The sequence below is a fragment of the Paraburkholderia sp. GAS32 genome (assembly GCF_050434225.1).
Classification (GTDB): Bacteria; Pseudomonadota; Gammaproteobacteria; order Burkholderiales; family Burkholderiaceae; genus Paraburkholderia; species Paraburkholderia madseniana.
In genome coordinates this window covers 1-14,059 of the sequence record NZ_JBNPVS010000066.1, presented here as the reverse complement: position 1 = coordinate 14,059, position 14,059 = coordinate 1, and the positions used below count along the sequence as shown (strand labels likewise).

At 61.6% G+C, this 14,059-nt stretch carries 15 protein-coding genes, 1 other RNA gene and 1 riboswitch; of the genes, 11 read left to right on the top strand and 5 right to left on the bottom strand.

Going from position 1 to position 14,059, the window contains the following annotated elements:
- Nucleotides 1-25: 25 nt before the first annotated feature.
- Nucleotides 26-282, bottom strand: a riboswitch (cobalamin riboswitch).
- Nucleotides 283-489: 207 nt separating this feature from the next.
- From P3T25_RS44065 to P3T25_RS44045, 5 genes are all read left to right on the top strand, one after another.
- Nucleotides 490-846 (top strand): hypothetical protein, encoded by a 357-nt coding sequence (locus tag P3T25_RS44065; protein WP_054035121.1) that lies wholly within the window; start codon nt 490-492, stop codon nt 844-846.
- Nucleotides 843-1,154 carry a cell division protein ZapA gene (locus P3T25_RS44060; RefSeq protein WP_054035122.1) on the top strand — a complete coding sequence of 104 codons (312 nt, stop codon included), beginning with the start codon at nt 843-845 and terminating at the stop codon, nt 1,152-1,154. Before P3T25_RS44065 ends, P3T25_RS44060 begins: the two co-directional genes overlap by 4 nt.
- Before the next feature lie 93 nt (nt 1,155-1,247).
- Nucleotides 1,248-1,429: non-coding RNA, 6S RNA (gene ssrS, locus P3T25_RS44055), on the top strand.
- A gap of 91 nt (nt 1,430-1,520) precedes the next feature.
- On the top strand, nt 1,521-1,979 hold the full coding sequence (locus P3T25_RS44050) for an EVE domain-containing protein (protein ID WP_154562123.1): 459 nt from the start codon (nt 1,521-1,523) through the stop codon (nt 1,977-1,979).
- Between the two features lie 196 nt (nt 1,980-2,175).
- A complete protein-coding gene (locus P3T25_RS44045; RefSeq protein WP_429363649.1) occupies nt 2,176-2,907 on the top strand; it encodes an SIMPL domain-containing protein in 732 nt (243 codons plus the stop codon).
- 100 nt (nt 2,908-3,007) lie between these two features.
- On the opposite strand, the gene lgt is transcribed toward P3T25_RS44045, so the two are convergent.
- Together lgt and P3T25_RS44035 are read right to left on the bottom strand one after the other, a co-directional pair.
- Nucleotides 3,008-3,913, bottom strand: a complete 906-nt coding sequence (gene lgt, locus P3T25_RS44040) for a prolipoprotein diacylglyceryl transferase (protein WP_171929421.1) — start codon at nt 3,911-3,913, stop codon at nt 3,008-3,010.
- Between the two features lie 143 nt (nt 3,914-4,056).
- Nucleotides 4,057-5,040, bottom strand: coding sequence for a LysR family transcriptional regulator (locus P3T25_RS44035; protein ID WP_429363647.1), 984 nt, complete (start codon nt 5,038-5,040; stop codon nt 4,057-4,059).
- A 225-nt stretch (nt 5,041-5,265) separates the two neighbouring features.
- Here P3T25_RS44035 and ilvD point away from each other — a divergent pair, with 225 nt between their 5' ends.
- Together ilvD and P3T25_RS44025 are read left to right on the top strand one after the other, a co-directional pair.
- On the top strand, nt 5,266-6,939 hold the full coding sequence (gene ilvD, locus P3T25_RS44030; protein ID WP_429363645.1) for a dihydroxy-acid dehydratase: 1,674 nt from the start codon (nt 5,266-5,268) through the stop codon (nt 6,937-6,939).
- A 188-nt stretch (nt 6,940-7,127) separates the two neighbouring features.
- A complete protein-coding gene (locus P3T25_RS44025; RefSeq protein WP_266241321.1) occupies nt 7,128-7,469 on the top strand; it encodes a c-type cytochrome in 342 nt (113 codons plus the stop codon).
- A gap of 83 nt (nt 7,470-7,552) precedes the next feature.
- Here P3T25_RS44025 and P3T25_RS44020 read toward each other — a convergent pair whose 3' ends face one another.
- The 3 genes from P3T25_RS44020 to P3T25_RS44010 all read right to left on the bottom strand — a co-directional run bounded on the left by P3T25_RS44020 (nt 7,553) and on the right by P3T25_RS44010 (nt 10,349).
- On the bottom strand, nt 7,553-8,245 hold the full coding sequence (locus tag P3T25_RS44020; protein WP_429363642.1) for a DUF2486 family protein: 693 nt from the start codon (nt 8,243-8,245) through the stop codon (nt 7,553-7,555).
- 93 nt (nt 8,246-8,338) lie between these two features.
- Nucleotides 8,339-8,755: a DNA polymerase III subunit chi gene (locus tag P3T25_RS44015; RefSeq protein WP_134960722.1), complete on the bottom strand. Its 417-nt coding sequence runs from the start codon at nt 8,753-8,755 to the stop codon at nt 8,339-8,341.
- Nucleotides 8,756-8,807: 52 nt separating this feature from the next.
- Nucleotides 8,808-10,349: a leucyl aminopeptidase gene (locus P3T25_RS44010; protein ID WP_408518683.1), complete on the bottom strand. Its 1,542-nt coding sequence runs from the start codon at nt 10,347-10,349 to the stop codon at nt 8,808-8,810.
- 137 nt (nt 10,350-10,486) lie between these two features.
- Between P3T25_RS44010 and lptF the strand changes: the two genes are divergently transcribed.
- The 4 genes from lptF to P3T25_RS43990 all read left to right on the top strand — a co-directional run bounded on the left by lptF (nt 10,487) and on the right by P3T25_RS43990 (nt 13,979).
- Nucleotides 10,487-11,584 (top strand): LPS export ABC transporter permease LptF, encoded by a 1,098-nt coding sequence (gene lptF / locus P3T25_RS44005; RefSeq protein ID WP_408518684.1) that lies wholly within the window; start codon nt 10,487-10,489, stop codon nt 11,582-11,584.
- A gap of 3 nt (nt 11,585-11,587) precedes the next feature.
- Nucleotides 11,588-12,736: an LPS export ABC transporter permease LptG gene (lptG, locus tag P3T25_RS44000; RefSeq protein ID WP_171929427.1), complete on the top strand. Its 1,149-nt coding sequence runs from the start codon at nt 11,588-11,590 to the stop codon at nt 12,734-12,736.
- A gap of 11 nt (nt 12,737-12,747) precedes the next feature.
- On the top strand, nt 12,748-13,128 hold the full coding sequence (locus tag P3T25_RS43995) for a sirohydrochlorin chelatase (protein ID WP_408518685.1): 381 nt from the start codon (nt 12,748-12,750) through the stop codon (nt 13,126-13,128).
- Between the two features lie 317 nt (nt 13,129-13,445).
- On the top strand, nt 13,446-13,979 hold the full coding sequence (locus P3T25_RS43990) for a transposase (protein WP_429363638.1): 534 nt from the start codon (nt 13,446-13,448) through the stop codon (nt 13,977-13,979).
- Nucleotides 13,980-14,059 lie beyond the last annotated feature (80 nt).

The following is a 14,059-nucleotide window of genomic DNA, read 5'->3' as shown; positions in this document are numbered from 1 at the left end:
CCGCGTTGTTTTACGTTTGCGCGGGAACGAACCTCTCCCTCCGGCCGGTATCCGGGCTGGCGACACATCGATCCCGCCTTCCCACGCGTGACGCGCAGTGGCACACTCGCGTGTTCAGCTTCAAACACGCGATCAGGATCGACCTGCATGACGAATGCGGTCGCTTACCGTTGCGGGGGCAGCGCAGGTTAGCGCGTTCAGACGAGGCGCGCGCCCTGCTTCCCGTTTAACTGCGCACACTGTGGAAAAGCGTGCGCGAGCACCAAAGTGCGGCCAGTTTAGGAGCGGCCTTCAGGTCCGTCAAGAATGGTTAATCCGTGCGCAAACTGTTCTGTTAAGTGCAGGTTATTGTCCGATGCATGAGTTGTTTTTCATCATATGGTCGACAAAAGCCTGCACAAAGCGATGTTGTTACGTCTCGAAACGAGACAATTGTCGGAACGTGCGACATTCCGCGCTAAAATGCGATGTCTTTAGAGGACGCAGCAGATGCTCACCGAACTCGAAACACTTTCACAGAATATCGGCAAGCTGATCACGATCAGCCAACGCCACAATGAAGCGCGGCTCGCGCTCGAAGATCAGCTCGCCCAAACGCGCGCCGAAGCAGAGGCCACGCGCACGGAACTCGCGCTGATGCGCGAGGAGCGCGATGCACTGCAGGCGGAACGCGACGCGCTGTCGGCAAAGATCGACGATGCACAGGTGCGCCTCAATGCGATCCTCGAAAAACTGCCGCGGGCCCGCGCGCACAGCGAGCCGGACAATCAGCTCGATCTGCTCGAGGCCGCGCCGCATGAGGAAGAAGCGGAGAGCGACGTCACCCGCCATGGAGAAAATGCATGACCACCAAGCAGATCGAAGTATCGATTCTCGGCGTGCCCTATCGTCTCGCCTGCTCGCCGGAAACTGAAGGCGCGCTGCTTGAAGCGGTTGCACGCGTCGACGCCGAGATGTCGAAGATCCGCAATAGCAGCAACGTGCGCGGCACGGATCGCATTGCCGTCATGGCCGCGCTGTCGCTGGCATCGGAACTGCTTAAGCTGCAAAGCAGCGTGCGGCACGGAGAAGCATTTCCCGCTGAAGAAATCCGGCGTACAATGCACCAGATGAACGAGCAACTGGGTACTGTGATTCAGCAGTACAGCATGTAAAAGTATCTTGTAGCCGGTCCTGAGATCGGCTGCGGATTCAAACGAGGTGCATGAGCAAAGATTCATGCAAACGTTTTGAATTCAATCGGTTTGACTTCCCTGCCTGGTTCGCCAAGGTCATATATTCCTTGAACCAATGCCATGTGCACGGTTGTGGAAATTTGTAGCATGGGTGTGCGCGTCACTCTGTCTGATGTACCCGAAGTGCTGCTAACTGCGACCAATTCTGAACCCCCGGTTCAGGATGCCGGCCTAGCGGCTAAGGCGGGGACCTATTCAAACGGCATCGGACTTCGGTTCGGTGCCGTTTTTCTTTGGGCCTCGATTTTTCTTGCTGTATCAAACCTTTAACGTTCAATTCGATTCATGCGCTACTGGCTAATGAAGTCCGAACCGGACGAAGCAAGCATCGACCATCTTGCCCAGGCACCGCACCATACGTTGCCGTGGACTGGCGTGCGCAACTATCAGGCGCGCAACTTCATGCGCGACACGATGCAGGTCGGCGACGGTGTGCTGTTCTATCACTCGAGTTGTCCGGAGCCAGGTATTGCGGGGCTCGCGGAGGTATCGTCCACCGCGTATCCGGACCCCACTCAATTCGATAAGAAGAGCCCCTACTACGACCCGAAGTCGTCGCAGGAAACGCCGCGCTGGCTACTCGTCGATGTGGTGTTCAAGAAGAAGATCCCGTTGATTCCGCTTGCCGCGCTGCGCGAGCATGAGGAATTGAAGGACATGCGTGTGCTCGTCAAAGGCAACCGCCTGTCGATCACACCGGTGACCGAAGCTGAATGGCGCTTCATCACCAAACGTCTTGTTTAACGTTGCATACGCACATGTGACCCGTTGCGGCTTGTTTCACGCGCAAGTCTGTGCGCGGATGAAAGCAAACGTTGAGCAAACGTCAAATTAGGGAACCAAGCTCAGGTTACAAGCGCCTAACGGACTCGCAAACGTTGTGCCATCGCATGGCGTTCGCACCAATCGTGCACAACCTGTTCAAGCAAGGAGTCCAAGAATGACGAAAAACACCGCACGTGCACTCGCTCTCGCTCTCGTATGCGCCGCCCCTGCCGCGTTCGCACTGACGCCGGCCATGGCCCGCGCGCAAGGCGTGACGCAGTATCAGCCCGCCGGCGTGCTGTCGCTGAATGCGCAAGCAAGCTCGGAAGTGCCGCAAGACGTCGTCGATATCACGCTGTTCTACGAGCAGGAAGCGAGCGATCCGTCCGCGCTCACCTCCACACTGAACCAGCGCGCCGACGCAGCGCTGCAAAAAGCCAAGGGCGTGAACGGCGTAACAGCTCGCACCGGCTCCTTCTCTATCTACCCGTCCACCGATCGTGACGGCCGTATTTCCGCATGGCGCGGCCGTACTGAAGTTGTGCTCGAGTCGCACGACTTCGCCGCGGCGTCGAAACTCGCAGGCCAGATGGCATCGATCATGCAGGTCGGCAACGTGCAGTTCTCGCTGTCGCCTGAAGCGCAGCGTGCCGCGGAGCAGAAGCTCACCGGTGAAGCCATCAAGTCGTTCCGTGAGCAAGCCGCTTCTTCGGCGCAGGCGTTCGGCTACAACGGCTATTCGATTCGTGAAGTCAACGTCGGCCACAACGGCGTCATGCCCCGTCCGATGATGATGATGAGCGCACGTGCAATGGGTGCCGATGCTAAGGCATCCGCGCCGGTGCCGATCGAAGGCGGCACGTCGACGGTAACGGTCAATGTGTCGGGCTCGGTGCAGATGAAGTAACGCGTTTTTACGGCAGACGTCCTGCTGTAGAGAAAAAAGCCACGGCATTCCGTGGCTTTTTTTCATTGGCTACTCAGCTCACTACGATAAAACGTAGCGCTCAATTCGCGCCGACCGTCTGCGCCGGTTCACGCCGCGCACGGCGATAGGACCACACCAGTATCCCGATGCCCACGAGGATCATTGGCAGCGAGAGCCATTGGCCCATCGAGAGACCCATTGCCAAAAGCCCAAGGAAATCGTCCGGCTCACGCGCGAATTCCACCGTGAAACGCGCAAGGCCGTAGCCGATCAGGAACACCGCGGAAATCGCGCCCATCGGTTTCGGTTTGCGTGAGAAGAAGAACAGCACGAAGAACAGCGCCACGCCTTCCAGCGCGATCTCATACAACTCCGACGGATGACGCGGCAGCATGTGATATTGCGCGAATACGTCGTTCAGATGCCATTGCGCGGCCAGTTGCGGATGCGCGGTGAGCCACGCGGCATCATCGGGCGCGGCGCCTGGAAACAGCATCGCCCAGGGCGCTGACGGATCGGTCACGCGGCCCCACAACTCACCGTTGATAAAGTTGCCGAGGCGCCCTGCCGCGAGCCCGGTCGGCACCATTGGCGCGACGAAATCGGTGACCTGCAACCACGAGCGCTTGCGCTGATAGGCGAACAGCACCATCGCCAGCGTCACGCCGAGGAAGCCACCGTGAAACGACATGCCGCCTTCCCACACCTTGAAGATGTCGAGCGGATGCGCGAAGTAAAAGCTCGCCTTGTAGAACAGCACGTAGCCGAGCCGGCCGCCGAGGATCGTACCGAGCACGCCGTAAAACAGCATGTCGTCGATATCCTTAGCGGTCCAGCCCTGTGCGGCGACGTACGGCAAACGCAGCCGCAACCGGCCGACGACGATCGCCGCGATGAACGCAACGAGGTACATCAGTCCATACCAGCGCACAGCAAGCGGCCCCAGATGAATGGCAACGGGGTCGAAATTCGGGTGAATGAGCATCGTGTTGTTATGGGCAGTTCAGGTTCAGAAGCGGATTTCTAGTCGAGTTTCAAGTAGCAGCCGGCGGTGGGCGCATCATGCGGCGCATGCGTTGGACGGTTTCGCTTGCAATGCGTTCGCGGCAGCGGCTCACCTAAGCTCGCCTAAACACGAGGCGCCGCGAACTGCGCCTCCATGGTGGCCGCGTGCGCTCGGACGATCTCGATGAAGCCGGCCAACACCGGACTCACCTCCGCCGTGCGCCAGACCAGCCCCGTCTCGATCGCCGGCACCGATTCGGAGAGCGGCCGGTACACGACACCCGTGCGGCGCAGATTACGCAACGATTGCGGCACCAGTGCGACGCCCATCCCGGCCGACACAAGGCTCACGATCGTCTGCATCTGGATCGCCTCCTGGCCGACCCGGGGTGCCAGGCCCGCCACGCCGTAGCAATCCATAATGATGTCATAAAAGCCTGGCGCCAGACGTCTTGGGAAGATCACGAGCGGCTCGTCGGCGACGTCACGCAGGCTGATGGGCGTTTCCAGCCACTCCGCGTGCGAGTCAGCCTTGGAGCCGGCGGCGCGGCCCACGCGCTGCGCCATATCCGTCGACATCGCGATCACCAGCGGCTCGCGGGCGATCGGCAACCACGAGAGCTGGGTGGCATGGCGCGACGGTAGCGGCGCGATCACGAGGCCTGCGTCGATGCGCCCGGCCACCAGTTCCTCGATCTGCACGTCGCTGGTGGCTTCGGTCAGTTCGAGGCGCACCCGTGGATGGCGCACGCCGAAATCGCGCAGCAGCAACGGCAGCAGGCCGTAATCGGCCGTCGAGACGAAGGCCAGCGACAGCGCCCCGGCCTCGCCTCGCGCGAGGCTCTGCGCCAACGGCCGCAGCCCCTCAGCGCTCGCCAGCAGGCGCTGCACTTCGGGCAACAGGTCAGCGCCCACCGGGGTCAACTCCACCGAGCGCTTGGTGCGCGCGAACAACTCGACGCCGAGTGTTTCCTCCAGCGCCCGAATCGCCTGCGACAACGGCGGCTGCGTCATGGAAAGACGCACGGCCGCCCGCCCGAAGTGCTTTTCTTCAGCGACGGTCACGAAATAGCGCAACTGGCGCAGGTCAGGAAACGTAGGCAACATGATTAATACATTTTACGACCTAATCGAGCCTGAATAATATATTGGACACGCGCTTCGCAAAACTGCACCCTTGCGCAACGCGTCGGAACTAAACTGAACTGACCAGAAGCGCCGTATCGGCCGACGCCGCCGGCAACGCAAAGGCAGCGTCAGCGCAGCCTTTGCGGCAGCACCTGAGCCCCGCATACGCAGCACGGATCAAAACAAAACAGATTGGAGTTCCCCATGGCATACAACCGTCGTTCGAAGAACATCACGCAAGGCGTGGCGCGCTCACCGAACCGCTCGATGTACTACGCACTCGGCTACGAAAAGGCCGACTTCGACAAGCCGATGATCGGCATCGCCAACGGCCACTCGACCATCACGCCGTGTAACGCCGGCCTGCAGCGTCTGGCCGACGCGGCCGTCGCCGCGGTCAAGGGCGCCGACGCGAATCCGCAGATCTTCGGCACGCCGACGATCTCGGACGGCATGTCGATGGGCACCGAAGGCATGAAGTACTCGCTGGTGTCGCGCGAAGTCATCTCCGACTGTATCGAGACGTGCGTGCAGGGCCAGTGGATGGACGGGGTGGTCGTGATCGGCGGCTGCGACAAGAACATGCCGGGTGGCATGATCGGCATGTTGCGGGCCAACGTGCCGAGCATCTACGTGTACGGCGGCACGATCCGTCCGGGCAACTGGAAGGGCACCGACCTGACCATCGTGTCGTCCTTCGAAGCCGTGGGCGAATTCACGGCCGGCCGGATGTCGCAGGAAGATTTTGAAGGGGTCGAAAAGAACGCGTGCCCGTCCACGGGTTCGTGCGGCGGCATGTACACCGCCAACACGATGAGCTCGTCGTTCGAAGCGATGGGCATGTCGCTGCTGTATTCGTCGACGATGGCCAATCCGGACCAGGAAAAGGTCGACTCGGCGGCCGAATCGGCACGGGTGCTGGTCGAAGCGGTCAAGAAGGATCTGAAGCCGCGCGACATCGTCACGAAGAAGTCGATCGAGAACGCCGTGGCCGTCATCATGGCCACGGGCGGCTCGACCAACGCCGTGCTGCACTTCCTCGCCATCGCTCATGCGGCTGAAGTGGAATGGACCATCGAAGACTTCGAGCGCATGCGCAAGAAGGTGCCGGTGATCTGCAACCTGAAGCCGTCGGGCCAGTTCGTGGCGACCGACCTGCACAAAGCCGGCGGTATTCCGCAAGTCATGAAGATCCTGCTCGACGCAGGCCTGTTGCACGGCGATTGCATCACGATCACCGGCAAGACGATCGCTGAAGAACTGAAGGACGTGCCGAGCAAGCCGCGCGCCGATCAGCAGGTGATTTTCCCGATCGAGCAAGCGCTGTACAAGGAAGGCCATCTGGCGATCCTGAAGGGCAACCTGGCCGTCGACGGCGCGGTCGCCAAGATCACCGGCCTGAAGAACCCGGTCATCACCGGCCCGGCCCGCGTGTTCGACGACGAGCAAAGCGCGCTGGAAGCCATTCTGGCCGACAAGATCGTCGCCGGCGACGTGGTCGTGCTGCGCTACCTCGGCCCGAAGGGCGGCCCCGGCATGCCGGAAATGCTCGCGCCTACGTCCGCGATCATCGGCAAGGGACTCGGCGAAAGCGTCGGCCTGATCACCGATGGCCGCTTCTCGGGCGGCACGTGGGGCATGGTGGTCGGTCACGTCGCGCCGGAAGCGTTCGTGGGGGGCACGATCGCGTTCGTGCAGGAAGGTGACTCGATCACGATCGACGCGCACAAGCTGCTTCTGCAACTGAACATCGACGACGCCGAACTGGAACGCCGCCGCGCTGCATGGCAGCAACCGAAGCCGCGTTACACGCGTGGCGTGCTGGCGAAGTACTCCGCGTTGGCGCTGCCGGCCAACAAGGGCGCAGTGACGGGCTAAGCGGGCATTTAGCACGCGCTGCGCTGATCCGCCCCGGTTCTTCGGGACGGATCAGCAGCATCGCTCGACGCCACATCGGCTGCGTCAGTTACGAAAAAAGCGCAAAGGGGCGCACGGGAAACCGTGCGCCCCTTTCCTTTTATAATGCGTGGACCACGAGTCGGGCACCTGCACCGACGGAGACCAGAATGAAATCAATGTCGTATGCAGCGCTCGCGGCGGCCAGCGTGCTGAGCGCTATGTTAGGCGCCGGCAGTCTGGCGGCGCACGCGGAAGTGCCCGCCGCCCTCGCGCTTGCCCAGCAGCAGAACTGCATGAGCTGCCACTCGGTGACGCGTCCATTCATGGGACCGGCGCTGCATGACGTCGCCTCGAAATATGCCGGCCGCGAAGATGCCGCCACCTATCTGAAGCACAAGATTCTGGATGGCAGCACGGGCGTGTGGGGCGCGGTGCCGATGCCCGCGAATACGCAACTCACGCCCGATCAGGCGGCTACGCTGGCGAGCTGGGTGATGACGCTCAAATAACGGCGCTTAGACGAAAACTCAAATGAACCCCGCTTGATGAAAGCGGTGAGCGCGCCCGGATAACGGCACGCCCCCAGCCACGATCAAGCGCTGCCCGAGCGCCGCGCGATCTCCTGATCGACCGCTTCCCTGACCCAGCCGGTCAATTCCGTCTCCAGCGCCAGCGCCACTTCGCGCGTGATCTGGTTGACGAGCCAGGATGTGTGATCCTGCAACGCATCGCGGCAACGTGCCTCGATGATGCCGCGCCCCTCGCCCGTCAGAAAACCCGCGAACCGTCCACGCAGACGTTCGGCGATGACATCGGCATCGAGATTCGGTTGCGGCTGCGCTTCGTGAGCGATATCCGGCGGCACGATCGTACCCGCCTCGATCGGCGCATGCGGTTCAGCCCGGTCGAAGACGCCCGCAGACGCAAAGGCCGGCTCATGTCCGTGCCGGTGATCGGCAGCATGGTGTGCCCTCGAGCGCTTTTTCGGGTGGGCGTGCTCGGCCGGATGCGCTTGCTCCGACACATGCGCTTGCTCCGCCACGTGCGCGGGCTCCGGCGCGAGCGTCGGCTCCTTCTGTGCCTGCAGGGTTTCTGGCGCAAGCACCGGCTCAGGCTCGTGCCTGGGTTCCGGCGTAAGGACCGGTTCTTGCGCAGTCGCGGGATCGGCCGCCGGCTGGGTAGCCGGCGCCGCTGCGCCACCCTCCGCCTGGCGCGCCTGGGCAGGATGGCCCGGCACGAGAATCTCGTTGAGAACCGGGATCGAACTATCGTTAGGATCGGACACGCGCGCTCTCCGTGTTTGAGTCCAAGCCGAGGCAGGCCGCGCGCGCGTCGAATCCATCCGACAAAACACCACGCGACGCGGACGAAATGGTGCCTAGCTGCCTTGCTTGTAGTTGTTCAAAGCATAGCCGCGATCGCGATAGAAACGATAGCGTTCGCGGCCAGCCGCGAGTTCGTCGTGTGCGTTACCGACCACTTCCAGCAATCTTTCGAAGCGCGCGAATTGCGCCGGCACCGTGGCGCCGAGATTGAGCAGCACCTGATGATGCGGCACATCATCGAGGTTCGACGCCAGCACGATTGGCGTTTGCGCAGCGAGCGGCGTGCCCGCCATGCAGTGCGGCACGAAATCGAGGGGCGAGAAGGTCCACAACTGCTCGTCGAAAGCCCGCAGACGCTCGGGCTCGGCCAGCACGATGGTCGGCTGGCCCGCCTGATACGCCTTGCGGATCAGGCGGCACGCATACAGCAGCGAATCACCGACGTTCGAGTGAAAATCGATTCTCGTCATCGGCGGCTCCGCTTTGCGTCTGCAGCAATGCCCGCAACCTTACTGCAATGCGTCATTGTGCAGCGCGACCGTCCGCGGCCCGACCGTCAGCGGCCCTGTCGATCAGGAACTGCGCGAGCAAGGGCACCGGGCGGCCGGTGGCGCCCTTCGCCGCGCCGCTCTTCCACGCGGTGCCGGCGATGTCCAGATGGGCCCACGGATACGCTTCAGCGAAGCGCGACAGGAAGCACGCCGCCGTCACGCTGCCCGCCGGACGACCACCGATGTTGGCCAGATCCGCGAAATTCGACTTGAGCTGATCCTGATACTCGTCGTCGAGCGGCATGCGCCAGGCCGGGTCGGACGCTTCACGCGAGGCATCGAGCAGTTCGCCCGCCAGCGCGTCGTCTTTCGAGAACAGACCGCTGTTGTGATGACCCAGCGCGATGATGCAGGCGCCCGTCAGCGTGGCGATATCGATCACCGCCGCCGGCTTGAAACGCTCGGCATAGGTCAGCGCGTCGCACAGGATGAGCCGGCCTTCGGCGTCCGTGTTCAGCACTTCGATCGTCAGGCCCTTCATGCTGGTGACGATGTCGCCAGGCTTCGTGGCGGTGGCCGACGGCATGTTCTCGACGGCCGGGATGATGCCGACCACGTTGATTTTCAGGCCCATTTCCGCGACGGCGCGCAACGTGCCCAGCACCGAGCCGGCGCCGCACATGTCGTACTTCATCTCGTCCATGCCCTCGCCCGGCTTCAGCGAAATGCCGCCGGTATCGAACGTGACGCCCTTGCCGACCAGCACCACCGGCGCGGCTTTCGCGGCGCCGCCGTGGTACTGCAGCACGATGAACTGAGCCGGTTCGACCGAGCCGGCCGTGACCGACAGGAACGAGCCCATCTTCAGCGCTTCGCACTGCTTTTCGCCGAGCACTTCGACTTTCAGCTTCCAGTCTTTGGCGAGCTTCTTCGCGGTGTTGGCAAGATAGGTCGGCGTGCAGACATTGCTCGGCAGGTTGCCGAGGTCGCGCGTCAGATCCATGCCGTTGGCAAGCGCGGCGCCCTGCTTGGCCGCGAGCTTGGCGGCCTTCTCGTCGCCGGTGTTGACGCTGAACACGATGCGCTTCAGGGCGCGCGGCGCGTTGTCCGGCTTGCTCTTCATCTGTGTGAAGCGGTAGCTCAACTCGCGCAGCGCGAGGATCGCGGCGCGCACGCCCCAATCGGCCGAGCGCTCGAGGATCGGCAGTTGGGCGAGCGTGAAGGTGACCTGGACGATCTTGGTGCCGAGCAGTGCGCGCCAGGCGGCCCGCACTGCCTCGCCGTAGGCTTTCTGATTGAAAGCATCCTGCTTGCCGAGGCCGACCAGCAATACGCGCGAAGCGCCGATGCCCGAGACTTCGTGCAGGAACAGGGTGGTGCCGGCCTTGCCGTCCATGTCGCCGGCCTTGATGACGCGGGTCAGGAGGCCCTTGGTGGCCACGTCGATCTCCAGCGCAGCGCCCGAGAGCGTTTGCGACTCGAACACGCCGATTACGATGCAATCGGATTTCCCGGTCAGGAAACCGTTTGACGAGCCTTTGGTCCAATCACAGGCTTTTATGCTAAAGTCCATCGCGCTTGTCCTCGGATAAAATCTGGGCTTAGGATGAAAGCCGCAATTATCCGCTATTTTTCCCGCGGCGGCTGCACCGGAGGCGTGACGGGAACCAATCCGTGCGTCACTGAGAGCGCCCCACCTCATCATCAATAATGATCTTCGAACGCTCCCTCCAGCGCGAACTCGCGTATACGGCTGGTGCCGTGTTCATGGTTCTCCTCACGCTCGTGCTGACGACGATGATGATCCGCATCGTCGGCCTCGCGGCCTCGGGCGAGATCGACCCGCGCGACGTGCTGGTCCTGATCGGCCTGACTGTGATCGGCTACCTGGCGATAATGCTCGTCGCGACCCTGTTCGTGTCGATCCTGTTCGTCCTGACACGTTGGTACAAAGACTCCGAGATGGTCGTGTGGCTGTCCTCCGGTGTCAGCCTGACGCAATTCATCAAGCCGATCGCCATTTTTTCCACGCCGATCATCATTCTCATCATGTTCTTCGTGTTCGTCGGCTGGCCGTGGTCGAACCAGCAGAACAAGCTGCTGCGCGCGCGTTTCCAGCAGCGCGACGAAGTCTCGCTGCTCGCGCCGGGTCAATTCCGCGAGTCGGCCACGAACCACCGCGTGTTCTTCATCGAGAAGATGTCGCCCGACCAGGCGCGTGTCGAGAACGTCTTCGTGACCAGTACGGAGAACGGCAAAGTCAACGTGGTCGTGTCGAAAACCGGCCACACCGAAACGCATAAGAACGGCGACCGCTTTGTCGTGCTGGAAAACGGCCGCCGCTATGACGGCGAACCGGGCCACCCCGATTTCCGCATCATGGAATTCGAACGCTACGGCCTGAAGATCCAGAGCCAGCCGGTCGTCAATACGCCAACTACCACCAGCCTGCCCACGCTTACCCTTCTGCGTAACCCCACCGACGACAATCTCGCCGAGTTCGCCTGGCGCGCGGGACTGCCGCTGATCGCGATCAACCTGATGCTGCTGGCGATTCCGCTTGCGCACCAGAATCCGCGACGCAGCCGCACGATCAATCTGGTGATGGCTGTCCTGATCTATCTGACATATTCCAATCTGTTGAACGTCGTGCAGTCGTGGATCGAGCAAGGCAGGATGTCGTTCGCGGCTGGCCTGGTGGGCCTGCACGTTATTGTGGCGGTGATCGTCGCGTTCATCTTCTGGCTGCGCGTGCGCAACCGGCCGCTATTCACGCGGGCGATGTTCAGCCGTTCGCAGGGGGCCTAACCGATGCGCATCTATGAAAGGTATTTCGCGCGTCAGATCTATCTCACGTTCATCTTTATTCTGTTCGCGTTTTCGGGTCTGTTCTTTTTCTTCGACCTGATCAACGAACTGAATTCCGTCGGCCACGGCAACTACAAGTTCCAGTACGCGGTGCTGCGCGTCGCGCTGCAAACGCCGTCGCGCTTCTACGAAATCATTCCGGTTGCTGCGTTGATCAGCGCGATCTACGTGTTCGCGCAAATGGCGGCGAACTCCGAATACACGATTTTTCGCGTGTCCGGCCTCGCCACCAATCAGGCGCTGCGCTCGCTCATGAAGATCGGCATTCCGCTGGTGTTCCTGACTTACCTGATCGGCGAAGTGGTCGGTCCATACACGGATCAGTTGTCGGAACGCGTGCGGCTCGAGGCATTGGGGTCGTCGGTATCGAGCAACTTCGAGTCGGGCGTCTGGGTGAAGGACACGCTCACCGCGAGAGCGGACGGCGAGCAGGTGACGCGCTTCGTCAACGTCGGCGAATTGAAGCCGGACGCGACGATCAGCAACGTGCGAATTTACGAATTCGATTCGAAGTTCCGTCTCTCGAACGTGCGGATTGCGAAGAGTGGCACGTATCAGCCGCCGGGTCATTGGCAACTGACTGGCGTGACGGACACACAATTGATCGACGTCCCCCCACCTCCGGGCACGCCGGCCGATGCGTTGAATCCGGTGTACCGTGCAAAGCAGGTGGAGTTGCCGGAGTATTCGCTGCGCTCGGAACTGACGCCACAGATCTTGTCGGTGCTGCTGGTGTCGCCGGACCGGATGTCGATGTTCAATCTGTTCCGCTACATCCAGCATTTGACCGAGAATCATCAGGACACGCAGCGGTATGACATTGCGCTGTGGCGCAAGCTGCTGTATCCGTTTGCGGTGTTCGTGATGCTGGTGTTGTCGTTGCCGTTTGCGTATCTGCATACGCGTGCCGGTGTGGTTGGCGTGAAGGTTTTCGGCGGGATTATGCTGGGGATGAGCTTCCAGTTGTTCAATACGCTGTTCTCGCATATCGGCACGTTGAACACGTGGCCTGCGCCGTTGACTGCGGCTACGCCTGGGCTTGTTTATCTCGTGCTCGGGCTGGTTGGGTTGAAATGGGTTGATCGCCATTAGGGGCCTTTGTCATGGCTACGCATGGACTTGTTTTGTTTGCGCATGGCGCGCGGGATGTGCGGTGGCGGGAGCCGTTTGAGAGGCTCGCTGAGAAGGTTCGCGCAGCGCGCGGCTCTGATGCTGAGGCTGGGCCGGTTTTGTTGGCTTTTCTTGAGTTGATGGAGCCGGATTTGCCTACCGCTGTGGGTTCTCTTGTCTCCGACGGGTGTTCTGTTGTGACTGTTGTGCCTGTGTTTTTTGGGCAAGGTGGGCATGTTCGCAGAGATCTGCCGGAGGTGATAGCGCGGTGTCGGGGGTTGTATCCTGCTGTCGAGATTAAGTGCGCTACGGCGGTTGGCGAGGATGAGGGTGTGTTGGACGCTGTTGCTGGGTATTGCCTTCGGCAGGGTTGATTTTGTTTGCCTGCTCGGCGCTTTTGTCTGTTTGCCTAGGGCGTTGGCCTTTCCTTGAATTGTTAGTGGTCTATTAGCGTTGCCCCTGTGCGGGGCAATGCTCTCAACTTAAGCCCGAAAGGGCTTGTATACGGGGCGTTCGACCTGTAAACTTCATCGCATAACTGATTGATAAATCGACGATATGAACTCAAATACCAGCGTCCTCCCAACTCCTGGCTGAGTTCTCCGATTTCCTGTTCGATCCGGCGCTCGCTGAGCGCGTGCGTCTTTCTCCCACTGCATTCACCCGCAATCGCACACTGACATTGCCGCGCATGGCCGCGCTGATGATGTCGGGCATGTGCGCGAGCGTGCAGGCCGAACTCGATGGCCTGTTTGGTGAGCTCGGCGAACGCGGCGTGCGTACCCGCGGCGTCAGTGCACAGGCCTTCAGCAAGGCGCGCCGGGGGCTGTCGGCCGAGCTGTTCGAACGGGCGCGCGCACGTCTGATTGAACTCGCCCAACCCCATATTGACTCGATGCGCTGGAACGGCCTGAGGCCGGTCGCAGCCGACGGCACCCGGCTGCGGGTGGGGACCCGCCAGGGCCATGCGTTGCGCGCCGATCACTACGCGTTCGCGCTGTTCCTGCCGGGGCCCGAACTGACGTTGCATGCCGCGCTCCATCCGGCCGACGGCGCCGAGCGGCAGATGCTGTTCGAAGCGCTGGATGTGCTTCAGCCGCACACCGATCTGCTGCTGCTTGATCGCGGCTATATTGGCAACATGATGGTGGCCGCGCTGGCGCAGCGCGAGATCCACTTCTGCCTGCGCGTGGATACCCGAGGATGGAAAGTAAGCGCGAATTAACGCACACCACAATGAGCCGGCGCGTAGGGCTAGATCATGCAGGAACTAATACGTCGCGCGGCTTGGCAACGTTGAACGGC